20 protein-coding genes are annotated in these 23,496 nt (G+C 68.2%); 9 read left to right on the plus strand and 11 right to left on the minus strand.

The annotated features are described in order from the left end of the window. Positions 1-36 precede the first annotated feature (36 nt). Both MLE42_RS01595 and MLE42_RS01600 read right to left on the minus strand, forming a co-directional pair. Entirely contained in the window at positions 37-1,044 is a 1,008-nt protein-coding gene (locus MLE42_RS01595; protein ID WP_243286125.1) for an inorganic phosphate transporter, read from the minus strand. Between the two features lie 12 nt (positions 1,045-1,056). Further along, positions 1,057-1,704 (minus strand): DUF47 domain-containing protein, encoded by a 648-nt coding sequence (locus tag MLE42_RS01600; RefSeq protein ID WP_243286126.1) that lies wholly within the window; start codon positions 1,702-1,704, stop codon positions 1,057-1,059. A 117-nt stretch (positions 1,705-1,821) separates the two neighbouring features. Here MLE42_RS01600 and MLE42_RS01605 point away from each other — a divergent pair, with 117 nt between their 5' ends. Beyond that, positions 1,822-3,171 (plus strand): sensor histidine kinase, encoded by a 1,350-nt coding sequence (locus MLE42_RS01605; protein WP_243286127.1) that lies wholly within the window; start codon positions 1,822-1,824, stop codon positions 3,169-3,171. Between the two features lie 51 nt (positions 3,172-3,222). Here MLE42_RS01605 and MLE42_RS01610 read toward each other — a convergent pair whose 3' ends face one another. The 6 genes from MLE42_RS01610 to MLE42_RS01635 form a co-directional block, all read right to left on the minus strand. After that, positions 3,223-3,927, minus strand: a complete 705-nt coding sequence (locus MLE42_RS01610) for a response regulator transcription factor (protein WP_243286128.1) — start codon at positions 3,925-3,927, stop codon at positions 3,223-3,225. 14 nt (positions 3,928-3,941) lie between these two features. Next, on the minus strand, positions 3,942-4,607 hold the full coding sequence (gene phoU / locus MLE42_RS01615; RefSeq protein ID WP_243286129.1) for a phosphate signaling complex protein PhoU: 666 nt from the start codon (positions 4,605-4,607) through the stop codon (positions 3,942-3,944). Further along, on the minus strand, positions 4,607-5,389 hold the full coding sequence (gene pstB, locus MLE42_RS01620; protein WP_275975636.1) for a phosphate ABC transporter ATP-binding protein PstB: 783 nt from the start codon (positions 5,387-5,389) through the stop codon (positions 4,607-4,609). Before pstB ends, phoU begins: the two co-directional genes overlap by 1 nt. Then, the gene (gene pstA / locus MLE42_RS01625) at positions 5,389-6,270 is read right to left on the minus strand and encodes a phosphate ABC transporter permease PstA (RefSeq protein WP_243286130.1); all 882 of its coding nucleotides are present in this window, start codon (positions 6,268-6,270) and stop codon (positions 5,389-5,391) included. The genes pstB and pstA overlap by 1 nt, the downstream gene beginning before the upstream one ends. Further along, positions 6,270-7,310 (minus strand): phosphate ABC transporter permease subunit PstC, encoded by a 1,041-nt coding sequence (pstC, locus tag MLE42_RS01630; RefSeq protein ID WP_243286131.1) that lies wholly within the window; start codon positions 7,308-7,310, stop codon positions 6,270-6,272. Before pstC ends, pstA begins: the two co-directional genes overlap by 1 nt. Before the next feature lie 68 nt (positions 7,311-7,378). Then, positions 7,379-8,224: a phosphate ABC transporter substrate-binding protein gene (locus MLE42_RS01635; protein ID WP_243286132.1), complete on the minus strand. Its 846-nt coding sequence runs from the start codon at positions 8,222-8,224 to the stop codon at positions 7,379-7,381. 348 nt (positions 8,225-8,572) lie between these two features. Here MLE42_RS01635 and MLE42_RS01640 point away from each other — a divergent pair, with 348 nt between their 5' ends. From MLE42_RS01640 to MLE42_RS01650, 3 genes are read left to right on the plus strand one after another with little or no spacing between them, the layout of a single operon-like run. Beyond that, positions 8,573-10,813: an Rne/Rng family ribonuclease gene (locus tag MLE42_RS01640; protein ID WP_243286133.1), complete on the plus strand. Its 2,241-nt coding sequence runs from the start codon at positions 8,573-8,575 to the stop codon at positions 10,811-10,813. A gap of 6 nt (positions 10,814-10,819) precedes the next feature. Beyond that, on the plus strand, positions 10,820-11,542 hold the full coding sequence (locus MLE42_RS01645) for a ZIP family metal transporter (RefSeq protein WP_243286134.1): 723 nt from the start codon (positions 10,820-10,822) through the stop codon (positions 11,540-11,542). A gap of 36 nt (positions 11,543-11,578) precedes the next feature. Next, entirely contained in the window at positions 11,579-13,861 is a 2,283-nt protein-coding gene (locus MLE42_RS01650; RefSeq protein WP_243286135.1) for an LPS-assembly protein LptD, read from the plus strand. Between the two features lie 10 nt (positions 13,862-13,871). Here the strand turns inward: MLE42_RS01650 and alr are convergent, their stop codons facing one another. From alr to kdsB, 3 genes are all read right to left on the minus strand, one after another. Continuing rightward, on the minus strand, positions 13,872-15,011 hold the full coding sequence (gene alr, locus MLE42_RS01655) for an alanine racemase (protein ID WP_243286136.1): 1,140 nt from the start codon (positions 15,009-15,011) through the stop codon (positions 13,872-13,874). A 12-nt stretch (positions 15,012-15,023) separates the two neighbouring features. Further along, the gene (trxB, locus tag MLE42_RS01660; RefSeq protein WP_243286137.1) at positions 15,024-15,992 is read right to left on the minus strand and encodes a thioredoxin-disulfide reductase; all 969 of its coding nucleotides are present in this window, start codon (positions 15,990-15,992) and stop codon (positions 15,024-15,026) included. 68 nt (positions 15,993-16,060) lie between these two features. Beyond that, a complete protein-coding gene (gene kdsB, locus MLE42_RS01665) occupies positions 16,061-16,921 on the minus strand; it encodes a 3-deoxy-manno-octulosonate cytidylyltransferase (protein ID WP_243286138.1) in 861 nt (286 codons plus the stop codon). On the opposite strand from kdsB, the gene MLE42_RS01670 reads away from it, so the two are divergent. Genes MLE42_RS01670 through MLE42_RS01690 form a run of 5 tightly spaced genes read left to right on the plus strand, consistent with a single transcriptional unit; the run spans position 16,920 to position 23,478 of the window. Next, positions 16,920-18,947: a chemotaxis protein CheA gene (locus MLE42_RS01670; protein WP_243286139.1), complete on the plus strand. Its 2,028-nt coding sequence runs from the start codon at positions 16,920-16,922 to the stop codon at positions 18,945-18,947. The two genes, kdsB and MLE42_RS01670, sit on opposite strands and share 2 nt — an antisense overlap. Next, positions 18,940-19,371 (plus strand): chemotaxis protein CheW, encoded by a 432-nt coding sequence (locus MLE42_RS01675; protein ID WP_243286140.1) that lies wholly within the window; start codon positions 18,940-18,942, stop codon positions 19,369-19,371. The genes MLE42_RS01670 and MLE42_RS01675 overlap by 8 nt, the downstream gene beginning before the upstream one ends. Before the next feature lie 50 nt (positions 19,372-19,421). Next, on the plus strand, positions 19,422-20,423 hold the full coding sequence (locus MLE42_RS01680; protein WP_243286141.1) for a beta-ketoacyl-ACP synthase III: 1,002 nt from the start codon (positions 19,422-19,424) through the stop codon (positions 20,421-20,423). Positions 20,424-20,435: 12 nt separating this feature from the next. Next, complete coding sequence (locus tag MLE42_RS01685; protein ID WP_243286142.1) at positions 20,436-20,966, plus strand: RsmD family RNA methyltransferase; 531 nt, start codon at positions 20,436-20,438, stop codon at positions 20,964-20,966. Positions 20,967-20,991: 25 nt separating this feature from the next. Further along, complete coding sequence (locus MLE42_RS01690) at positions 20,992-23,478, plus strand: methyl-accepting chemotaxis protein (RefSeq protein ID WP_243286143.1); 2,487 nt, start codon at positions 20,992-20,994, stop codon at positions 23,476-23,478. The last annotated feature ends 18 nt before the right edge of the window (positions 23,479-23,496 follow it).

Here is a 23,496-nt window from a genome sequence, read left to right on the forward strand (position 1 = left end):
GAAGGCGCGGCGATTTTGCCGCGACATTCCTGCGGATCAGAAGAACGGCGCCAGCAACTTGAGGAAACCCGCGGCGAGCAGGGCGCTGATGGGGATGGTGAGCACCCAGGCCACGACGATATTTCCAGCCACGCCCCAACGCACGGCGGAGACGTTCATGCTGGCGCCCACGCCCATGATGGCGCCGCTGATCACGTGGGTGGTGCTGACCGGAATGCCCATGTGGGCGGTGGCGAAGAGGACGATGGCCGAGGCCGTCTCCGCGGCGAACCCATGGATGGGCCTCAGCTTGACGATCTTGGCGCCCATGGTGCGGATGATCTTCCACCCGCCGGACATGGTGCCGAGGCCCATGGCCGTGGCGCAGGCGAGCTTGACCCAGATGGGGACGTCGACCTTTACGCCATGGGTGTGGAGTTTCCCGTAAGTGATGAGGGCCAGGGCGATGATGCCCATGGCCTTCTGCGCGTCGTTGGTGCCGTGGGTGAAGGCCATGGCGCCGGCGGAGACCAGCTGGAGCTTCCGGAACGCCAGGTTGACGCGGTGTCCGGCCGTATGACGCACGATCCACAGGATGACGATGATGAGGAGCATGGCGATGAAGAAGCCGACCACGGGGCTCACGATGAGGAAGGTTCCGACTTCTTCGAGCTTGGCGGTGTGGAGGGCGCCGCGCCCCGCCTGGGCGACCACGGCGCCGGCAAGACCACCGACGAGCGCATGGCTGGAACTGGAAGGGATGCCGAAATACCAGGTGATGAGGTTCCAGACGATGGCGGACAGCAGGGCCGCCACGATGACAGCGGGCACCACAAACTGGCTGTCCGCGATGCCCTTGGCGATGGTGGTGGCCACCTGGGTGCCCAGAAGGGCGCCGCCGAAGTTCAGGATGCCCGCCATGAGGATGGCGTTCCGGGCACTGAGCACGCCGGTGGAGACGACCGTCGCGATGGCGTTCGCGGTGTCATGGAACCCGTTGATGTAATCAAATACGAGCGCGAGGCCGACGATCAGCACCAGGGCCGGGATGATGCCTTCGAGCATGGTGGCTCCGGCCTACGCGTTCTTCATGACGGTGGAGCCGATGACCTTGGCCACCAGCTCGATCTTGTCGGTGGCGTCCTCGATCTTTTCGAGCATTTCCTTCCACTTCACGAGCTCGATGGGATCCTTGGGATCCTGGAAGATCTGGGCCAGGCCCGCGTGATAGATGGAGTCGGCCTTGTTCTCCAGGGCGTGGACCCGGCGGATGCGGTCCCCGATCTCCTTCTGGTTGGACATGTTGCGCAGGGACCGGGTGAGGTGGAGGATCTCACCGGCGCCTTCCACGATGATGGAGCTGATCTCCGTGACGGCGGGCATCACATGGCTGATGCGGTAGAGGATCAGGCGCTCGCAGACCGAATGGATGCGGTCGATCACGTCGTCGATGGAATGCGCCAGGGCCAGGATGTCCTCCCGGTCGATGGGCGTGACGAAGGTGTGGTTCAGGCGGTCGATGATCTCGTGGGTGATGTCGTCGCCGGCGTGTTCCAGGTCCTTCATCTGCCGGCGCAGCTCCGCGAACCGGTCCGGATCGCCGCTGCGGATCTCACGATCGAATAGCTGCGCCGCTTGGTAGACATTGCCCGAAGCGGATTCCAGGAGATCGAAGAAAACCATCTCCCGGGGCTTGAGCCAGCGCATCACGGCATTCAAGGACATGACCACTCCCACAGATCCGTCCACCACTGTACCGGTTCCGGGAGTGTAAACGGAGCGTAAATTGGCCGCTGGCCGGTGGGTTGTGACCCCGTAGACGGTGTATGGTCAGAAGGCATGGTGGAACGCAGCTCACATCGCGAGGCGGGGCCCGGCGTGAAGGCCTTCCTCGAGCGCGCCCTCGTCTGCCTGGGGGCCGTGCTGTTCCTGGGTCTGGGGCTGGGCATGACGGTCCAGAAGGGGGTCTCCGCGCCCTGGGTCCTGGGGCTCGTGGCCACGGTGGCCATGGTGGTCATCCTCATGGCCCGCTGGCAGGTGCGCCTGGTGGCGGAACCCCTGGGGCGCCTCCTGGGCGGGTCACGGCCCAGCGCCATCGCGGATCTTCCCCAGGCCTGGTCGGCTCTGGAGCAGGAGAACCTGGACCTCCGGGAGCGCGCGGCCCGCGAAGATCGCCTGCTCCCCGGCATCATGGCCCGGCTCGAGGAGGGGGTGCTGCTGTTCGGGCCCGCGGGCGGCCTGGAGCAGTTCAACCCGGCGGCCCAGCGGCACCTGGGACTGGGGGCGCCCCTGGACAAGGGGATGGCCGTGGCCGAGGTGTTCCGGGATCCCGACAGCCCTCCAGCGGTGCAGCGGGCCTACCAGGGGATCCCTTCCGAATGGCGGCTGGCGCGGGCGGGCCGCACGCTCCGGGTGCGGGCCATCCCCTTCGCGCCGGTGGGCAGCATCTCCGGCGTGCTGCTGACCGTCGACGATGTGACGAGCCAGGAGGCCCTGGAGACGACCCGTCAGAAGTTCATCTCCAACGTGAGCCACGAGCTGAAGACACCGGTGACGGCCATCCGGATCGCGGCGGAGAACCTGCAGGAGGAGGAGCTGCCGGAGGCGGCCCTGGGTGGGACGCGTTCCATCCTCCGGTCCGTGGACCGGCTGGCCATGCTGCTGGGGGATCTGTCGGAACTGAGCCGCATCGAAAGCGGGGCCATGCATCTGGAGCCGGTCCGGCTCGACCTCGCCGCCTTCATCGCCACGGTGGTGAAGGATCAGCAGGCCCGGCTGGCGGAAGCTTCCGTCCAGTTGGACGTGGACGTCGAAGCCCCGGACGGAGCCACCCTCCTGGCGGACCCCCTCCGCCTGAGCCAGGTGCTGGAGAACCTCCTATCGAACGCCATCAAGTTCAGCCCGCCCGGAGGTCGCGTGCGGCTCGGCGTCCGTCTCTCGGCCCAAGGGCAGGTCTGGGAGGTGAGCGACGAGGGGCCGGGCGTTCCGGAGGCGGAGCAGGGGCGCATCTTCGAGCGGTTCTACCGGGCCCAGGCCGCGAAGGCCAAGCCCGGCACGGGCCTGGGGCTGGCCATCGTGAAGCACCTCTGCCGCCTGATGGGGGGCGAGGTCGCCCTCGAGAGCCGACCGGGAGAAGGGGCCACCTTCCGGGTGATCCTGCCGCCACAGCCCGGAGAACCTGACCAGGTCTAGCGGACCAGGTCGAATCCCGGGTTCGCCGTCGCCATGTCCTGCCGGGCCTCCTCAGGCTTCGCTGGGCCCGCCCAGGCGGTAGCCGACCCCCACCACCGTTTCGATCTGCTCCGCCGCCACAGGGCCGATCTTGGCCCGGACCCGGCGGACGTGGGCGTCGATGGTGCGGCTCTCGCCGAGGTATTCCAGCCCCCAGACCTGCTGCAGGATCTTCTCGCGGGTGAGGACCCGGCGGGGGTTGGCGAGGAAGTACACCAGGAGCTCGAATTCCCGGCGCGTGAGGTCCACAAGCTGGCCATCCACCCGGGCGGTGTGCATGTCCAGATCCACCGTGATGGGGCCGAAGGCGAGCTGGCGGGGGCGTTCAGAGGGCTCCGCTGGCGTGGATCTGCGGAGGATGGCCCGGAGCCGGGCCGCCAGTTCCCGGGTGGAGAAGGGCTTCGAGATGTAGTCGTCAGCGCCCAGTTCCAGGCCGAGGACGCGGTCGATCTCCTCGCTCCGCGCCGTCACGAGGAGGACGGGAAGGCTCCGATGCGCGCTGTGGGCCCGGATGGCCCGGAGCACATCGAGCCCGTCCATGTCGGGCAGGCTCAGGTCGAGGAGGGCCGCGTCCAGACGGGATCCCGAGGCGCCGAGCGCCTGGAGGGCCTCTCGGCCGGTGCCCACGCTGGTCAGGCTGAAGCCCTCGCGGCGCAGATGCTGTTCCAGGCCGAGACGGATCTCGGCGTCGTCTTCCAGGAGGAGGATGTGGGGCATGGGAACCTTCCCCCCTATTCTACGGAATCGCCGTGGAGGTAGGGGTGCTTGGCGCTGTGGCCCTCGAGGATGAAGAGGACCTCCTCCGCGATGTTGGTGGCCTCGTCCGCGATGCGCTCCCAGTTCTTGATGACGAGGATGAGGTGGCTGGCCCGTTCGATGCAGAGGGGATCCGCCAGCATGATGCGCAGCAGGTCCCGGTAGATCTTCCCGTAGAGGGCGTCCACGCTGTCGTCGCTCAGGATCACGGCGTGGGCCAGGGCCGCGTCGTTGCCCACGAAGGCGTCCACGGCGCGGCGGACCATGCTCCGGGTCTCCGTGCCCAGGCGCTCCAGGTCGTTCCCGGCCAGGATGGGCGGATGGACCATGCCCACGCGGCGGGCGATATTGCAGCAGTGATCGCCGATGCGCTCCAGCTCGGGGATGATCTTCAGGCTCGAAGCGATGCGGCGCAGGTCCGAAGCTGCGGGGTTCCGGAGGGCCAGGAGGTCGATGCACTGCTGATCGAGCCTCAGTTCCCATTCGTCCATGCGGCGGTCGAGGTGGTTCACCTGGTCGGCCTTGGCCTGGGATGGCTCCGCCAGGGCCTGGATGGTGAGCTCGAGCATCTCCTCCGCCACCCCGGCCATGGCCATGATGCCATCCCGCAGCTCCTTCAGCTCCGTATCGAACTGCCGCATCAGCCGAACCTCCCCGTGATGTAGTCTTCCGTCATTTGCACCTTCGGCGTGGTGAAGATGCGTTCTGTCAGGTCCATCTCCACCAGCCTGCCCAGCCAGAAGAAGGCCGTGTAGTCGCTGACCCGGGCCGCCTGCTGCATGTTGTGGGTGACGATGACGATGGTGAGGCTCTCCTTCAGCTCGGTGATGAGGTCCTCGATCTTTGACGTGGCGATGGGGTCCAGGGCCGAGCAGGGCTCGTCCATCAGGAGCACTTCAGGATTCACCGCCAGGGCCCGGGCGATGCAGAGCCGCTGCTGCTGGCCGCCGCTCATGCCGCTGGCGCTCTCCTTGAGCCGGTCCTTCACTTCATCCCAGAGGGCGGCCTTGCGCAGCGCGTCCTCCACGATGCCGTCCAGGGTCGCGCGATCCTGGACCCCGAAGAGACGCGGCCCGAAGGCGACGTTCTCGTAGATGGATTTGGGGAAGGGATTCGGCTTCTGGAAGACCATGCCCACGCGGCGCCGGAGGTCCACCACGTCGATGCCGCCGCGGTAGATGTCCACCCCGTCGATCTGGATGTCGCCGCTGACGTCGACGTCCGCGGCGACCTCATGGATGCGGTTGAAGCACTTGAGGAAGGTGCTCTTGCCGCACCCGCTGGGGCCGATGATGGCGGTCACTCGCTCGGCATGGATGTCCATGGAGAGGCCGTCCAGGATCTTCTTCTGGCCGTAGCTGAAGGCCATGTCGCGGACGGACAGCTTGATGGGCTTGGTTTCTGGAATGGTGGGAATGAGCATCAACGGGTCCGTCGACGGATGGCGCGGTCCACGAGGCGGACCAGCAGGTTCAGGGTGAGGAGGACCAGGATCATCACGGCCGCGGTGCCCGCCGCGATTTCCCGGGCGTCGGGCAGGGTGCCGTCCGAAGTGACGTACCAGAGGTGCACGGAGAGGGTCTCACCGGGCACCGTGAGGCGGAAGTCCGGGAACTGGGCGCTGGCGTTGGTGCCTGCGGTGAAGACCAGGATGGCGCTCTCGCCGAAGGCCCGGCCCGCCGTGAGCACCAGGCCCGTGAGGATGCCCGTGGCGGCGTAGGGCAGGGCCACCTTGAGGATGGTCTGGAGCTTGGTGGCGCCCAAGCCGTAGCTGGCTTCTTTCAGCTCCCGGGGGACGGCCAGCAGGCTCACCTCGGTGACGCGGGTGATCACGGGGATGTTCAGCAGGGCCAGCGTGAGGGCGCCGGAGCGGATGGAGAAGCTCCAGCCCATGGCCTGAACGAAGACGATCATGCCGAAGAGGGCCAGCACGATGGAGGGTGTGGCGGCGAGGGTCTCGATGCAGAGCCGGAGGAAGCGCAGGGCCCGGCCCTGGCCCGCATAGGCCGCCATGTAGATGCCTGCGCCCAGGCCCACGGGCAGGGAGATGCCCAGGGAGAGGACCACCAGGTAGATCGAGTTGAAGATTTGCGGCTTGATGCCTCCGCCCGCGTCCAGGGTCTCGGACATCTTGGTGAGGAAGCCCAGGTTCAGGACAGGCCAACCCTGCTTGAGGATGGCCCCCACGAAGAGGATCAGCACGGCCACGAACGCCAGTGCGATGGCCCAGAGGACGCCGCGCATGAGGCGGTCCACGACCTTGGAGGTCCGGGAGCGGCGGAAGACGGGGACGGCGGCGTTCATCAGGCCTCCTTCCCGCGGCCCAGCCGCCGGGTGGCCAGGATCAGGACCATGGTCAGCAGGTAGAGCAGCAGGCCCATGGCGAAGAGGACGTTGTTCCAGGTGGAGCCGGCGGCCGTGTTGGGGAGCTCCTGGACCAGCTCGGTGGTGAGGGTCGCCGCCGGAGTGAAGAGGGCACGGAGGAACGGGGCCCGATCCGTGGATTCCCGCATGAGGGCCATCCACTGGGGGTTGTTGCCGATGACCATCTGCACGGCCATGGCCTCGCCGATGGCCCGGCCCAGGCCCAGCACCGTCGCGGTGAGCAAGCGGGGGCGGGCCGCGGGGATGAGGACGCGCCAGATGGCCTGCCAGCGGCTGGAGCCCAGGGCCTGGGCGCCCTCGTCCAGGGCGGCGGGCAGGGATTCGAAGGCGTCCGTGGACAGGCTGACGATGGTGGGCACGATCATGACCGCCAGGATCAGGGCGGACACGGCGAAGCCCGAGGCCGGGGCGTCCGCGAGCCAGGTCCGGCTCACCAGGGGCAGCACCACGGTGAGGCCGAAGATGCCGTAGACCACCGACGGGATGCCCACAAGCAGATCCATGACCTGGCGCATCAGGTTGCGCATCCACGCCGGGGCCATCTTGGCGATGAACACGCCCGTGAGGATGCCGGCGGGAGCGGCGATGAGGAGGGCCAGCCCCGTGACGCCCAGGGAGCCGGCGATGAAGGGCAGGATGCCGAAGCGATCCGAGGAGGGGGCCCAGTCCGCGGACAGGAATACTTCGGAGAAGCTCAGGGCTCTTCCGGTGTTGCCGGCCAGGGGCAGGAAGGCGGCCAGCCCGCGGGTGGCCAGGAAGTAGAGGATGCCTCCGATGAGGCCCACCACCAGGAGGCTGCAGATCAGGAAGCCGAGGTGGGCCCAGCGGTCCGCCAGCCTCTGGAGCCGGCTGTGCTTGAAGGTGGGCACGCCGGCGCCAGCGGGGCTGAGGTCCTCCTTGAGCACGGGATAGCCGCCTTCGGAGGCGGCCGCGATGGAGACTTCAGGTGCCTCAGGCATGGGCTCGGCTTTCCGCAAACCACCCGGCGGCAGGGCCGCCGGGTGGGCAAGGGTGGTTCCGATGGATCTCAAAGCTTGGTCTTGAGCGACTTCACGTAATCCACCGGCAGGTAGCCGGCCTTGATCACGTTCTGCTGGAACGCCGGGCTAAGGATGTAGGCCAGGAAATCCTCCACGGCCTGCTTCACCTTGGGATCGCCCAGCTTGGCGGGGTTGGTGTAGGCGTGGCCGAAGGAGAAGACGGGGTACTTGCCGGACTTCACGGTCTCGTTGGAGCAGGTCACGCCGTTGTAGGCGATGCCGGCGATCCGGTTCTTGTTCTTCTCGAGGTGCTCCAGCTCCACGAAGGAGACGGCCCCGGGCGTGGTGGCCACGGCCGTGACCACGGCGCCGGTCGAGTCCTGGATCAGCACGTCCTTGGCGAACTCCTGGTCGTGCAGGATGGTCTTCTTCTGGACGGCGCGGGTGCCGGAGGACTCGGGGCGGATCACGCGGACGATCTTCCGGTTCTGTCCGCCGACTTCCTGCCAGTTGCCGATCTTGCCGGTGAAGATCTGCTCGGCCTGCTGGGCGGAGAGACTCTTCACGCCGACGCCCGGATGGGCGATGAGTGTGAAGGGCTGGACCACGATGTTGTGGTTCTTCACGCCAGCCTTGTCCTGGTCGGGGGTGGCGAACACGTCGGAGATGCCGATGTGGCAGCCGCCGCTGGTCACCTGGTTCAGGCCGGTCATGGAGCCGCCGCCGCTGACGGCGATCTGGACGCCGGGATGGGCCTTCATGTAATCCTCGGCCGCCTTCTTGACGATCGGACCCAGGGCGGTGGAGCCCATGACGGTGACGGTCTGGGCCTGGGCGGCCCCGGCCACGAGCAGGCCAGCCAGGATGACCTGGGCCATGAATCGGATCTTCATTGATGCCTCCTTCGATGACCTCGACTCTGAGGGGCATGGGTGAAGGCCTGTGGCCATGGGTGTGACATCCCTGTAACTTCCGCCGGGCCGCTCTGGGCCTTCCCGGGGGGTCTAGGCTTGCCCCCGCAGGAATAAGTGGATTTAATGATTGAAGATCCAGCGGGCAGATCGAGGCCACGCCCTTTGCCCCCGGGGATCGCGACCATCCCTTTTTTTCATTCCGGGTGGCCGAAGCCAGGGCAGGGCCCCCTTCGGTTTCCCGACCTCCCATCCCGAATATCCAGCCCCAAGGAAGGCCGCCGCGCTTGCCATGCGCCAGCCGTAGCCTGGGAACCCACAGGAGAATCCTTGAACCCCAAGAAAATCATGATGATCAATGCCACCGATCCGGAAGAGATCCGGGTGGCCAGCCTGATCGACGGTGTGCTGTTCGACTACGACGTCGAGTTCCTCCACAACGAGAAGATCAAAGGCAACCTCTACAAGGCCAAGGTCGTCCGGGTGGACACCAGCCTCCAGGCCGCCTTCGTGCACTTCGGCGGCCAGAAGAACGGCTTCCTGCCCCTCGGGGAGCTGCCCCGGGACATGAGCGAAGGCCGCCGGGGCCGGATCCAGGAGATCCTCCAGCGGGACCAGGAAATCCTCGTCCAGGCCGTCCGCGAGGAGCTGGGCACGAAGGGCGCCATGATGACCGGCCAGATCAGCCTCGCGGGCCGGTACCTGGTGATCACGCCGGGAAACCCCGTCAACGGCATCAGCCGCAAGATCGAGGGCACCGAGGAACGGCGCCACTTCAAGCAGTTGGTTGACACCCTGGAGATCCCCGAGGACATCGGCGTGATCGTCCGTACCGCCAGCTTGGGCGTCACGAAGGAGGACTTCCAGCGCGATCTGGAGTACCTGCTGGACACCTACAAGGAAGTCCTGAACCGCTACAAGCACCGCCACGGCCCCGGCCTGGTCTGGCAGGAGGACGACGTCGTCACCCGCACCCTGCGCGACACCTTCAGCGCCGACGTGGAGGAAGTCCAGATCGACGACCTGGACACGTTCCATGCGGCCCAGTCCTTCTTCAAGCGCACCATGCCCCAGCACTTGGACGTGCTGAAGCACTACACCGGCAAGAAGCCCCTCTTCTCCCGCTTCCAGCTGGAAGAGCAGATCGACCGCATCTACGGCCGCAAGGTGCCCCTGCCCAGCGGCGGCGCCCTGGCTCTGGATCAGACCGAAGCCCTGGTGGCCATCGACGTGAACAGCGGCAAGACCTCCGGCGACGGCGTGGAGGACATGGCGTTCAAGACGAACATGGAGGCCGCCGAAGAGGTGGCCCGGCAGCTCCGCCTGCGCGACCTGGCGGGCCTCGTGGCCATCGACTTCATCGACATGAAGCGCGAGTCCCACATCCGCGCCGTGCAGGACCGCCTGGTGGAGTGCCTCAAGGCCGACAAGGCCCGCATGGAGGTGGGGAAGATCAACCGCTTCGGCGTGCTCGTCATGACCCGCCAGCGCATCCGCCCCAGCCTGCAGCACGTGAACCACGAACCCTGCCCCACCTGCGCGGGCACCGGGAAGGTGAAGACCCTGGAGGCCCTGGTGCTGTCCGTGGTGCGCCGCCTGCAGGGTATCCTGGCCAAGGGCGGCATCGGCGAGATCCGCGTGAAGCTGGCCCCGGCCATCGCCGCGGCGGTACAGAACCAGAAGCGCCGGGACCTGGCCCAGCTGGAGGAGCAGAGCGACGCCAGGATCCTCATCCAGGCCGATTGGTCCATGTCCTACGGCGAGATGGCCGCCGAGATCGAGCGGGCCGAGGAAGTTCCGGTCGAGAAGGCCGCGTCCAAGCCGCCCCGTGAAAAGGGCGCCCCGGAGGACGAGACCGTGGTCCTGGGCGGCGACAGCCCCATCTCCTTCGAGAAGGCCCTGGGCACCCCGGGTGAACCCGCCAAGGAACCCAAGAAGGAAGCCTTCAAGTACGACCGCCGCGACCTCCAGCGGGCCGCCCTGGATGAGCGTGAGCGGCTGCGCGCCCTCTTCGAGAGCGCCAAGCCCGAGGATGAAGAAGACGAGGAAGGGACCGACGCCGAAGGAGGAGAATCCAAGGGCGAAGGCGCCAAGCGCAAGCGCCGCCGCCGTCGCCGGAAGGGCGGTGCCGAGCGGAATGGCGAGGCAACGGTGATGCCGACCGCCGATTCCACTGAGCCGGCCTCCCGCCCGGAGCCTTCGTATGAGGCCCAGCCCGAGCCGCCGAAAGCCACGGCGGACCTCGTGGCCAGCCTCCTGACCCCCAGCCCGCGGCCGAAGATCGGCGGCGCCGCGCCCGCGGCCCACGAGCCCGAGGCGGTCCCGACCAAGCCCAAGCGCACACCCCGGGCGAAGGTGGCCGCCGTGCCGGAACCCGCGTCGGCCGTGGCGCCGGCGCCCGAGCCGGTCCAGGCCGCCGAACCTGCGGCGGAAGCTCCGGCCAAAAAGAAAGCCGCGCCGAAGGCCAAGGCGGTCGCCAAGATCGCCCCCAAAGCCGCCGCCAAGGCCGAGGAAGCCCCCGCCGCCGCCAAGCCCAAGGTCACGCGCGCCAAGAAGCCCAAGGCAGAGTAGCCGCCCATGTCGATCTACTGGCTGGCCCCTCTCGCGTCCCTGGCCACCCTTCTGGGCGGCTGGGGCGTGGTGCGGTTCCTCCAGGGACGGGCGCAGTTCATGCGCCTGCTCTCCGGGGTGGCGGCGGGTTACCTGCTGTCCGTCACCGTGGTCCGCATCATTCCGGAATGCATGGAGGCCAAGGGCGGGGAGGGCAATGCCTTCTGGGTCCTGGCCGGCTACCTGCTGGTCCACATCATGGAGCATGGCATCACGCTCCACTTCCACTATGGCGAGGAGACCCACAAGGACGGGACACCCCTGAGCGGCGTCCTCGCCCTGGTGGGGCTCTCCCTGCACAGCCTCATGGACGGCGTGGCCATCGCCGCGGCCCTGGCCACCCACAGCAACCTGGGCCCCCTGGTGGTGCTGGGCATCCTCTTCCACCGCATCCCCGAGGGCGGCACCATCGCGTCGATCTTCCTGGTGCGGGGTTTCGGGAACCGGGGCGCCATCCTGGCGGCGGGGACTCTGGCCTTGGCGGCCCTGGTGGGCGCGGCGGGACAGTCTATGCTGGGCCTGCCCACGGGGCCGGTGCTGGGGCTCACGGCGGGGCTGGCGCTCTACGTGTCCAGCTCCGACCTCCTGCCGGAGGTGCAGAAGGTCTCCGGCCTCCGCAGCACGGTGGCGCTCCTGGCCGGGGTGGGCATCTTCCTCGTCAGCGCGCGGCTGCTGCCGCACCATCACTGATCGCCCATGGCCATCCCCGGGAGGACCCGAGGCCTGATGCTGGGTGCCGTGCCGGCCCTGCTGGCGGCCCAGGGCCTGCCCGACCTTCCGCGGCCCCTTCCGCTGGATGCGCCCACACCCGCGGAGCTGCTGCCCCTCCGCCCCTTCCGCGTGGATCGGGGGCCAGGCCTGGCCAGGGTGCCCTTCGATTACCGCGGTGAAGGGGTCTTCGAGGAGGGCGAGGTCTGGACGCTGGAGCAGGGCGCCATCCAGTCCGAGGGACTGCTGCTGCTGGCGGACCGCATCCGGTACCACATCCCGGACGGCCGCCTGGTGGCGGAGGGGCACATCCGCCTGGAGGGCCCGGGCCTGCGGCTTCGGGGCGAGCGGCTGGAGATGGACTGGGAGCGGCGATCAGGCCAGGCCTGGGCACTGCAGATGGACCTGCCTCCCAGCTGGACCCTGCGCTCCAGCCACGTGGCCTTCACGACCTTGCGCACCTGGGTCTTCGATGCCGTGGAATTGAGTCCCTGCCCGGAGGAGAAGCCCGGCTGGAAGGCCCGTCTCTCCTCCCTGAAGGTCGACCTGGATGGCTTCGCCAGCATGTGGAACGCCCGGGTGCTCCTGGGGGCCGTCCCGATCTACTACGTGCCCTACGCCCTGTATCCGGCGCAGGCGGAGCGGACCTCGGGCCTGCTCCCCCCGAAGATCGGGATGTCCAGCGCCTTCGGCACCACCCTGGGACTTTCCTACTACCAGGTCATGGGCGACTCGGTGGACGCCACCCTGTCACCGGAGTACTTCACCAAGGAGGGCGTCCTCTGGGGCGGAGAAGCCCGCTGGCGGCCGGACCTGACCCACCAGGGCAGCTTCTCCGGCCAGACCATCCACCAGAAGAGCCTCGACGAGCGGCGCTACCGCTACTCGCTGAAGGAGGTGTGGCAGCGTGAGGACGGCTGGCAGCTCACGGCGGACGTGAACCAGGCCTCGGACAACCTCGTCGATGCGGATTTCGGGAAGGGTCTCGGCTATCTGGGCGCCACCAGCTTCGACTCGGCGATCTATCTGGGGCGCACCTACACCTTCGGGAACCTCAACCTCTCGGCCGCCGAACAGCGCAGCTTCTTCTACACCAAGGACCAGGGGGATCCCTTCTACAGCCCGGATTTTCCGGCTTCCCTCCGGCGGCAGACGCTGCCCCAGGCGGAATTCCGCTTCTTCCCCGTCTCCCTGGTCGGCCCCCTGTACCTCGATGGCGGCGTGCGGGTGGGCCGTTTCGCCTATCGCATCGAAGGCAGCACCACGGCCTCCGCGGATACCTATGCCTGGGACCGCCAGGACGCGAACGCCCGCATCCACGGCCGCCTGGGGCAGTGGGGACCCTTCCGCGCGGACTTCGAAGCCATGGGGCGCGCGACCCACTACAGCGCGAGCCTGGGCTCTTCCGTGTTTGATCCGGAGGGTGGGGCCACCGACACGGTGGTGAATCCCGCCACCAGCCCCTTCCAGGTGGATGGGGCGGCGGCGACGCGGTTCCTGGGCTCGGGACATCTGCGGCTGTCGGGTCCCCAAGTGGGGCGGACCTTCAAGGATGTCTCCTTCCTCGGCTACAAGGGCGAGCTCAAGCATGTCGCCGAGCCCTACTTCGGCTGGACGCAGACGAGCCTGTACGGCGAGGCGGGCAGGCTGCCGCGGTTCGATTCGGTGGACGCCTTCCCGGGGGTCAACGAAAGCGCCTCGGGCGAGCGGAGCTTCGAAGTGGGGCTCAAGCAGCACATCTTCGGCCGCTCCGGGCCTGGCACCGGGTTCGCGGATCTGGCGCGCCTCCGCATCGCCACCCGCTACCATGCGTCCCCCATCATCCTCAGCGACGGCCGCTACAAGAAGGGCTGGTCCAGCGTGGACACGGACCTGGACGTGGAACCCGACGAGCGGTTGCGGATCAGCCTCCGCCGTTCCTCGGACCTGGGCGCCGGCGGCTCGGATAATGCCCTGAGCATGGACTTCAAGGTCAAGGACGGCAGCCGGTTCAACCTGGCCTACTTCTCCACGGGCATCAACCGCTTCCTGGTGCGCCAGAAGGGTCTGCAGGCGGGAGGCGTCCAGCGCTTCTGGGACGACCGCCTCCGCCTGGAATTCAGCGCCAACTACGACTTCCACATGAGCGCCTTCGCCTCCAGCCAGGTGGCCCTGGCCTACGTGGAGCCCTGCGTGGCCTACGTGCTGAAGTACACCCACGTGGCCCTGAACACCAACCTCGTGTCCGGTGGACGGGAGGATCGCATCGACCTGACGCTCACCCTCCGCGGGCTGGGGGACCTCTTCAGCTTCCGGCGTTGAGCGACGTCTTCTACGGCAGGAAACGGCGGGTGATCCTGCGGTGGAGCGCGCAGCTCAGTTCGTAGGGGATGGTGCCGAGGAGCTGGGCCAGGCGTTCGAGGCTGTGCGCCGCCGCGGGGTCCCCGCTGTACAGGGTCATGGGCTCCCCTGGCGCCACGGGCACGTCCAAGGGCAGGGCCACCGTGAGGTAGTCCATGGAGATCCGGCCCACCACGGGGAAGGTCCGGCCGCGGAAGCCCACGACGGCCCGGTTCCCCAGGTCGCGGCGGTAGCCGTCCGCATAGCCGCAGGCCAGGGTGGCGATCTGGAGGGGATGGGGCGCGACGAAGGTGCGGCCATAGCCCACCGTCGTGCCCGCGGGCATGGCCTTCACCCGGGCCACTTCGGCCACCAGCTCCAGGGCTGGCTCGAGACCGAGCGCGCGGCCCTCGGCGACCATGGCCAGGCCGTACAAGGCCAGACCAGGGCGCACATGGGTGTCCTGGTCCAGCAGGCCCCGGAGGCAGGCGTCGCTGTTCCCGTGGTGGCGCTGGACCGGATGGACGCCTCCGTCCGCCAGTTGCGACAGGCAGGCGTCGAAGACCCGCCGCTGGCGCTGGGCGAAACCAGGATCCGGATCGTCCGCCGTGGCGAAGTGGCCCATGGCGCCCTCGATCCACGGAGAGAGGCGGCGCAGGGCCGGGAGGCAGTCCCCCAGCTCCGAGGGCAGGAGGCCGAAGCGCCCCATGCCTGTGTCCAGCTTCAGGTGGAGCCGCACGGGGTGCTGGGGCAGCAGGCGGGCGTAGTCCTCCAGATGCTCCGGCCCCACCACCGCGATGGTCAGGTTCTCCGCGCTGGCGGCCGGCAGGGCCTCGGGGCGGAGGCCTCCCAGGACGAGGATCGGGCACCTGATGCTTCCCCGGCGCAGTTCGAGGCCTTCCTCGAGGCTGGAGACGGCAAGTCCGTAGGCCCCGGCGGACTCCAGGGCCCGGCCCACGGGCACGGCCCCATGCCCGTAGGCGTTGGCCTTTACCACACCCCAGATCTGCCGCCCGCCCACGAGGGTGCGGACGCGGTCGAGGTTGCGCGCGATGCGGCCCAAGTCCACTTCCGCCCGGAGGGCCCGGCCCTCAGGATGCGGCTTCAGGGGTTCGAGATGCTGCTCATTCACGCCCGGGGGCCCTCATTCCGCCAGGCCCTGGTCCACCAGCCAGCGTTCGGCATCGATGGCGGCCATGCAGCCGCTGCCAGCGGCGGTGATGGCCTGCCGGTACACGTGGTCCTGCACGTCGCCGCAGGCGAAGACGCCGGGAATGGCCGTGCGCGTGGAGCCCTTCTCCACCTGGAGGTAGCCGGTCTCGTCCATGGGCAGCTGGCCCTTGAACAGGCCCGTATTGGGCTGGTGGCCGATGGCCACGAAGAGGCCCTCGACAGGCAGCTCGGACTCGGAACCGTCCACGGTGTCCTTGAGCTTGAGGGCGCGGATCTTCTCCACCTTCTCGCCCATGGGCGTCTCGTGGGTGGCGGTCAGCACGTCGAGCACGACCTTGTTCCACACGGGCTGGATCTTCTCGTTCTTGAGGGCCCGATCCTGCATGGCCTTGGAGGCGCGGAGCTTGTCCCGGCGGTGGATGAGGTGGACCTTGGTGGCGAACTTCGTGAGGAAGGTGGCCTCCTCGATGGCGGTGTCGCCCCCGCCGACCACGGCGATCTCCTTGCCGCGGAAGAAGAAGCCGTCGCAGGTGGCGCAGGCGCTCACGCCGCCACCCGTGCGGGAGAGCTGCTCATCCTTGCTGATGCCCAGCCACTTGGCCGAGGCGCCCGTGGCGATGATCACCGCGTCCGTGGTGTACTCGCCCTTGTCGGTGCTGAGCTTGAAGGGCCGGGACTGGAAGTCGGCCTTGAGGACGGTCTCGGACTTGATGGTGGTGCCGAAGCGGAGCACCTGCTCGCGCATCTCGTCCATGAGAGCGGGACCGGCGATGCCCTGGCGGAAGCCAGGGAAGTTCTCCACTTCCGTGGTGATGGTGAGCTGGCCGCCGGGCTGGGCGCCTTCGAACACGAGGGGCGCCAGGTTGGCCCGGGAGGCGTACAGGGCCGCGGTGTAGCCCGCGGGGCCGGTGCCAATGACGACGACTTTGTGGTGGCTCACAAGATTCTCCTGGCAAGGAACAGGCCTCGGCCGTCCTTCGAGTCTAGCGCGCCTGGACCGGCTGGCGCCTACTGCGCCAGGCCCCGCTCCCGCAGCAGGGCCTCCGCGGCGGGCACGTCCGCGGGGACGTCCACACCCAGGCTCAGGAAGGGCGTGTCCGCCACGCCGATGGGGATGCCCGCCGCCAGGGCCCGGAGCTGCTCCAGCATCTCCAGCAGCTCCAGCGGGTGGGGCGCCAGCCGGGTGAAGGCTTTGAGTGTGTCCGGCCGGTAGGCGTAGAGCCCCAGGTGGCGCTTGAAGTGGGCCAGCTGCTCCGGCTTCATCCAGGGCCGGAAGTCCGGCTCGAAGATGGCGCTGTTGCGCAGGTAGGGGATGGGGCTGCGGCTGAAGTAGAGGGCCCGCCGGTGGTCGTCCACCACCACCTTCACGGCGTTGGGGTTGAACAGCTCGTCGGCGTGCGCGAAGGGGCAGGCGGCCGTGCCCATGGGCAGGTCCGGCTGGTCGCGCATGAGGGCCACCACGGCGGCCACGGTGTCGGGGTGCATGGCGGGCTCATCCCCCTGGATGTTGAGCACGCAGTCGAAGGATTCGCCCAGGGCCTCCAGGGCGGCCGCCGTGCGGTCGGTGCCGGAGGGCAGGGCGGGGTCCGTCATCACGGCTTCGCCGCCGAAGCCCTTCACGGTATCGGCGATGCGGCCATCGTCCGTGGCCACCACCACCCGGTCCACGCCCTGGGCCCGCCGGGCCGCCTCGAAGACCCACTGGATCATGGGCTTCCCGGCGATGAGGGCCAGGGGCTTGCCCGGGAAGCGGGAGGCCTGGAAGCGGGAAGGGAGGACGGCGAGGGTGCGCATGGGAGCAGTGTAAGACAGCCCCCGGATTCCAGTCTCCGGAGGCTCCTGCCGATGCCACCTCATCGGGAGTTCCATGGATCCCTCCTTTGACGATGTCTGGGCTGAATGCGAGGACCTGTTCGTGCAGGCCCGGCAGAGGCTGGCGACGCTGAAATCGCCCCAGCCGCCGCACGTGGTGCAAGCCTCCGTGAACGCCCTGTTCCGCACGACCCATACGCTGAAGGGCATGGCGGGGATGCTCGGCTTCCCACGGTTCAGCCAGGCCGCCCACCGCATGGAGGACATCTTCGACCTGATGCGCCAGGGGCGGCTCAGGTCCACGGATTCGCTGATCGAAACGCTCGAAGCCGGCATCCAGGCCCTGGAGTCCGGATTGACCGAACTTCGGCGGGGGCGCCCGGAGCCGGAGGACTACCTGCACGCCATCCGGCGCCAGCTCGGTGAGCTGGAGGCGCTGGCCAGGCCATCCGAAGGCGCGGTCCTGGACCTCACCGGGCTCCTGGACCTCCCGCCGGACCTCCTGAAGGCGCTGTCGGAGTACGAGCGGACGCGGGTGACCGCGGTGCTCCTGGCGGGCATCCCCATCCAAGGTGTCAGCGTGCGGCTGGATCTGGCGACCTTCGATGACCGCCTCAGGAGCATCAGCGAGGCGGCGGGCGCCCAGGGCGAGCTGATCTCCACGCTGCCGCTCGAGATGCACGACGATCGCGACGGCCTGTTTTTCCTCCTGCTGGTGGCCACGCCGGCTCTGGAGACCGAGGGCCTGGGTGTCCTTCCGGAGGAGAATCTGGAAGTCATGGCACTGGCCGACCCGGACCGGGTACCGGCCAGCTTGAAGGCGGATCCCGGCCCACTGGTCGCGCCGCCGCCGGGACCGGCGCAGGCGGCTTCCGATTCCCCGGCGGCATTGCCCCAGGATGTCGAGGTTCTGAGGTTGCCGGCCCAGCGGGTGGATGCCCTGGAGGCCAGGCTCATGACCGTCGCGCAGGTGCGGGACTCTGCGAGCCTGGCCCTCCGGGGGATCCACGATCCCAGCCTCGCCAGGCCCATGGCCATGATGGGGGAGATCGAGGCCGGGCTGCTGGAGGTCCAGAAGGCCCTCCTGCAGATGCGCATGGTGAAGGTCGAGAGCCTGTTCCAGAGGATCGAGCCCATGGTGAGGGCCCTCAGCCGGGACATGGGAAAGCCGGTCCGGCTCTCCTTCCAGGGCGGGGACCTGGAGCTCGAACGCAGCCTGCTCGGGCGGCTCACGGAGCCGTTCCTCCACCTTGTGAGGAACGCCCTCGACCACGGGCTCGAAAGCCCCGAGGAGCGCGCGGCCCAGGGCAAAGCGGAAACCGGGTCCCTGAAGATCTCGGCCTCCCAGCGGGGCCGGAACCTCCGCTTCGACCTCCGGGACGACGGGCGCGGCTTCGACCTGGCCCGCATCGAGGCGCGCGGCATCGCCATGGGGCTGCTCAAGGAGGGTCAGGTCCACTCCGCTGAAGACCTCCATCGGCTGGCCCTGGAACCAGGCTTCTCCACCAAGGAGCGGGCCTCGCAGATTTCCGGCCGGGGCGTGGGCATGGACGTGGTGCGGGCCGAGGTGGAGGGGATGGGCGGCGACATCCAGATCTCCAGCGAACCCCGCCGGGGCAGCCTGGTCCGGCTGAGCCTGCCCCTCTCCAGGGCCGTGATCGCCTGTCTGAAGGTCCGCTGCGGCCAGCAGACCTTCGGGGTGCCGCTGAACCATGTGCTCCGGGTCCAGTCGAGCCTCGCTCCCCTTCACGGGGGCGGGCGCATCGAGGTCCTGGGCCGGGACCTCCCCATGGAATCGCTCCAGGCCTGCCTGGGATTGCCCGAGCCGGCCGGGGGCCAGCAGTTCTTCGTGGTGCTCCGCCAGCAGGGCGCTGCCGCCGAGGCGGGGCTGGACCTCGCCTTGGGGGTGGACGAGGTCGCGGGCCGTGTCGAGCTGCTGCTCCGGAGCTTGCCCGAGCTGGCCCACGCCCCGGGCATCATGGGTGGCAGCCTCCAGGAGGACGGTGTCCTCTGGGTGCTGGATCCGGAGGCGGTCATGGGCCTGGCCATGGATTCCCTCATGAAGCGGGTCGCCGATGTCTGAGTCACGCATCCTCCTCCACGCCAAAGCCGCTGGACGGGCGTTCCTGTTGCCCGTGTCAGAACTCCGGGAGGTGGTTCCGGGCGTCCCGGTGACGCCCATTCCCAGCGGTCCGCCAGGCATCCAGGGCGTGGTGCTTCATCACGGGGAATTCCTTCCAGTGTTGGATTGGGGCGTGGTCGGGGGAGATTCGGGCCACGCGGCACCCCCCGCGGTGCTGGCGGTCCTCCGGCCCCGGCTGGGCCTGCCCCTGGAAGGGCTGGCCGGAACGGTGGAGACCCCGGAGGGAGGCTTGAACGATCCCCCGGCCGAGGATGCCTGGAGGCCCATCCTGGCGGGGCTGTGCCGGCTGGAGAATCAGGACCTGCCGGTGCTGGATCCCGATCGGCTTCTGGCGCTCCTGCACCGCCTCCGCAAGGTCCGCTGACTGCCCGGACCGTCCATGCGATGATGGGGGTTTCGTGCCCGGAGGCCCCCTTGAACCGTCGACTTGTCGCCCCCGTCGGAATCACCGCAACTGGGCAATGTTTTCCCCCCAACGTGGTCACCAATGACGATCTCTCCAAGATCATGGAGACCAACGACGAGTGGATCCGCACCCGCACCGGCATCCGCGAGCGCCGCTGGGTCGAGCCCGGCACCGGCGCCTCCCAGCTGGGCGCCCCGGCCCTCCAGATGGCCCTGGACAACCGTGGCATCAAGGCTTCGGAACTGGACCTGATCCTGGTCACCACCGTGACCCCCGACACCCTGTTCCCGGCCACGGCCTGCCGCATCCAGGACATGGTGGGCGCCACCAACGCCTTCGGATTCGACTTGAATGCCGCCTGCTCGGGCTTCCTCTATGCCCTGACCACGGCTTCCAGCCTGGTGGCCGCCGGCGGCGTGCGCCGGGTCGCCGTGGTGGGCGTGGACATCATGTCCACTATCATCAACAAGGAGGACCGCGCCACCGCCGTGCTGTTCGGGGATGGTGCCGGCGCCGTGATCGTGGAACGGGTGGAGGATGGCCTCGGCATCCTCGACTTCGAGCACAAGGTCGACGGTTCCGGCGGTTGCTTCCTGTTCATGCCCGCGGGCGGTTCGTTGAAGCCCGCCACCGCCGAGACCGTGGCGGCCAAGGAGCACTACATCCACCAGGCCGGCAGCGAGGTGTTCAAGAACGCCGTGCGCGAGATGGCCGACAACAGCAAGCTGCTCCTGGATCGCAACGGCTTCCGCGGCAGCGACTTGAAGCTGTTCGTGCCCCACCAGGCCAACATCCGCATCATGGATGCCGCCGCCAAGCGGCTGGAGCTCGATCCTTCCCGCATGATGGTGAACATCGACCGCTACGCCAACACCACCACGGCAACCATCCCCACCGCCCTCCACCAGGCCGTGGAGGCGAAGCGCATGGCCAAGGGCGATCTGGTGGTGCTGTCCGCCTTCGGCGCGGGCTTCACGTGGGGCTCCACGCTCCTGCGCTGGGCCTACTGAGATTCCGGCGCCATGCGGATCATCGCCGGGAGCCTGAAGGGGCGCCGCCTGATGGCCCCCCCGGCCGGCGATCTCCGGGTCAGGCCGACCTCCGACCGGGCCCGCGAGGCGCTTTTCTCCATCCTCCAGCGATGGCCTTCGGGCCCTTTCCTCGACCTGTGCGCCGGAACGGGCGCGGTGGGGCTCGAGGCGCATTCCCGGGGGTACGGGCCGGTTACCTGCGTGGAGGCTGCCGAGCCCGGGTGGTCCTGCCTGCTCAGGAACGCCAACGCGACGGGGATCAGGACGATGCGTGCGGATTTCCGTCGACTGCCCGGGGATGCCTTCCGCGACCAGGCGGTGGTGTTCCTGGACCCTCCCTACGACCAGGCTGAGGCCCTCTGGGGGCGGATGGCCGCCCGGTTGAGGCCGTGGATGGCGGAGGGGGGGGTCCTCGTGTTCGAGACGGACCGGGGCATCCGGCTGGAATTACAGGACGGCTGGGCTCTGGCCGAAACGCGCGAGTATGGTGCAGCCCGATTCCATTTCTGGACCCCAGCTTGATTTCAAGGCTGAGGCTCCCGCCAGGGTGGACCCGTCCGTCCTGGCCATGGTGCTCGCCCAGCTGAAGCGGAGCACGGGGCTGGTCTGGCTCTCGGCCTTCCTGGTGGGTTTCCTGCTGTTCGTGCTCACGTCGCCTCCGGAATTCCGGTTGACCCTCCCGGGTTTGGCTGCCACGGCGAGCCTGCTGGCGCTGGCGGTGGGGGCCTCCATGCTCCAGATCCGCCGCCTGGATGGCCTCCTGGCTGGGGGGATCCTCAGGGCGGACCTCTACCGCTCGCTGACCCGGTTCCCGCAGACCTCGTCGCTGCTGTTCCTCTACCTTGGAGCCTGCCTGAGCGCCGGGACCTACCTTTGGGTGAAGCTGCGCCTGGGCCAGAGCATCCTGGTGAGCTCGGTCATGGCGGCCATTTTCCTGGTTCTGGTGGCGCTGGCGGCCATCAGCCAGTACTTCCTGACCAAGCAGAACCTGATGAAGATCTACCGGCTCCTGGCCGGGCAGCCGGGGTTCACCGAGTCTGAAGCGCGTTTCGCCACCAGCCTGCGGGCCAAGTTCGGCTTCGGCATCCTGGCCATGACCGGGGGCGTGCTCATGCTCTCCATCCTGGTGTCGGGGCTCACGCTCCAGTCCTCCATCCGCACCAAGGTCACGAGCTACGCCAGGAACGAACTGGCCAATCTCGAGGATTCCGTGGCCTTCGTGCAGGAGATGAACACCACTCCGGAGGACCTGGACGCCTTCATGGGCACGCTGAGGCTCGGCACCGGCGGCGGCATTTCGCTCCAGCTCCCCGCGAGCAAGGGCGGGAACCTGCTCGGTTCCCGCCTCCAGCCCGGGGGAGGCGGGGACATCGTCGTGATCCAGCCCCTCCCGGACGGCTCGAAGCTGCGGGCGGTGATCCCCGAGGCGGAATACGCGGACGCCATCTGGAAGGCGTTCCGGCCCAGCCTGGCCATCCTGCTCCTGGCCGGGATCTTCCTGATCTACTTCATCCAGCTGATCCTCCGCGACGTGCAGCAGCCGCTGCTGCTGCTCAGTCGCAACGCCAAGCGGGTGGGGGAGGGGCGCATCGATACCCTCGAGGCCGTCTACAGCGACGACGAAGTGGCCTCCCTCGCCGAAGGCTTCGGCCGCATGGTGGGGAGCCTGCGGGGCATGGTGGTCCAGATCCGTTCGGCCAGCCGCGACCTGGCCAGGGCCTCCAGCGCGATCCGCGAATCCGCGGACGGGGTCCGCCAGTCCAGCCATGGCCAGCGCGAACTCATCGAATCGTTCCACGAGGAGATCAACGAGCTGACGGACACCTCCATCAGCATCAGCGCCAGCTCCATGGAGCTGAGCCTGGCCTCCGAGAACACCAACTCGACCATCGTTCAGATGGCCGCCAGCGTGCAGCAGATCAACCGGAGCATGGATGAGCTGTTGCTGGTGGTCGAGGGGATCACCTCCGCCATCCGCGACTTCGACATCTCCATCAAGAACGTGGGCAAGAACGTCGATCACCTCGCCGGCCACGCCGAGCACACGCGGGAGTTCGCGGAGAACCTGGAGCAGAGCGCCTCCGCCATCGACGACAACGTGAAGATCGCCCGGCGCTATGCCAAGAACGTGATCCACACCGTGGCCAGGGGCATGGAGCTGGTGGCGAGGAACCGGGACAAGATCCAGGTGATCGACCGGGTCGTCCAGGACTTCCAGAGCACCACGCGCACCCTCCTGCAGCAGGGAACGGACATCGCGAAGATCCTGGACTACATCGGGAGCCACGCCCAGCAGACCAACCTGCTCGCCCTGAACGCCGCCATCATCGCCTCCCAGAGCGGCGTGGCGGGGGAGGGGCAGGCCAAGGGGTTCTCCGTGGTGGCTGACGAGATCAAGGAACTCGCCGAGCAGACCGGACGTTCCACTCAGGAGATCCAGCAGATCATCGGCACTCTGCAGGCGGAGATCCGGAAGGCCTACCAGCAGGTGGAGCTGGGGATCGATGCCGTCCGGGACGGGGCCGAATCCGTGGTCCAGAGTGAAGAGGCTCTCCAGGCCATCCTCGAATCCGTCGGGGGCATGGACAGGGTCGTGGAGAGCATCCTCAGCGAGACCCTCCAGCAGGGCGGCCAGGCGAGCCTCATCCACGAAGCCAACCGGAACATCCACCACCAGGTGGAGACGATCCGCTCGGTCATGGAGGAGCAGCAGCAGACCAGCAACCACATCCTGTCCCTGGCCATGAACGTCCAGCAGGCCACCAGCGTGGTGCGGGATTCGACCCGGGAGCAGAGCGCGGGCAGCGATGAAATCGCGAAAGCCACGGAGCAGGTCCGGACCCTGGCCAGCAGCCTCCACGAGATCCTGGCCCGCCAGGAGAACCATGTGTTGTCCCTGAAGGAGACCATGAACCGCGTGTTGGGCAAGGCCCTGGAGAGCGAACAGGCCATCGAGGACTCCAGCGGAGCCGTGGAACAGCTGGGGGTCCAGGTCCACATGCTCAACCGAGAGGTGAACCTCTTCAAGTTGTAGCGCTACTGTTAGGCTGGA

The organism is Geothrix terrae, assembly GCF_022808775.1.
GTDB lineage: Bacteria > Acidobacteriota > Holophagae > Holophagales > Holophagaceae > Geothrix > Geothrix terrae.

Coding starts and splice junctions, on each gene's coding strand:
- MLE42_RS01595 (WP_243286125.1), bottom strand. CDS start 1,044: ATGCTCGAAGGCATCATCCCGGCCCTGGTGCTGATCGTCGGCCTCGCG.
- MLE42_RS01600 (WP_243286126.1), bottom strand. CDS start 1,704: ATGTCCTTGAATGCCGTGATGCGCTGGCTCAAGCCCCGGGAGATGGTT.
- MLE42_RS01610 (WP_243286128.1), bottom strand. CDS start 3,927: ATGCCCCACATCCTCCTCCTGGAAGACGACGCCGAGATCCGTCTCGGC.
- phoU (WP_243286129.1), bottom strand. CDS start 4,607: ATGCGGCAGTTCGATACGGAGCTGAAGGAGCTGCGGGATGGCATCATG.
- pstB (WP_275975636.1), bottom strand. CDS start 5,389: ATGCTCATTCCCACCATTCCAGAAACCAAGCCCATCAAGCTGTCCGTC.
- pstA (WP_243286130.1), bottom strand. CDS start 6,270: ATGAACGCCGCCGTCCCCGTCTTCCGCCGCTCCCGGACCTCCAAGGTC.
- pstC (WP_243286131.1), bottom strand. CDS start 7,310: ATGCCTGAGGCACCTGAAGTCTCCATCGCGGCCGCCTCCGAAGGCGGC.
- MLE42_RS01635 (WP_243286132.1), bottom strand. CDS start 8,224: ATGAAGATCCGATTCATGGCCCAGGTCATCCTGGCTGGCCTGCTCGTG.
- MLE42_RS01645 (WP_243286134.1), top strand. CDS start 10,820: ATGTCGATCTACTGGCTGGCCCCTCTCGCGTCCCTGGCCACCCTTCTG.
- MLE42_RS01650 (WP_243286135.1), top strand. CDS start 11,579: ATGCTGGGTGCCGTGCCGGCCCTGCTGGCGGCCCAGGGCCTGCCCGAC.
- MLE42_RS01670 (WP_243286139.1), top strand. CDS start 16,920: ATGGATCCCTCCTTTGACGATGTCTGGGCTGAATGCGAGGACCTGTTC.
- kdsB (WP_243286138.1), bottom strand. CDS start 16,921: ATGGAACTCCCGATGAGGTGGCATCGGCAGGAGCCTCCGGAGACTGGA.
- MLE42_RS01675 (WP_243286140.1), top strand. CDS start 18,940: ATGTCTGAGTCACGCATCCTCCTCCACGCCAAAGCCGCTGGACGGGCG.
- MLE42_RS01685 (WP_243286142.1), top strand. CDS start 20,436: ATGCGGATCATCGCCGGGAGCCTGAAGGGGCGCCGCCTGATGGCCCCC.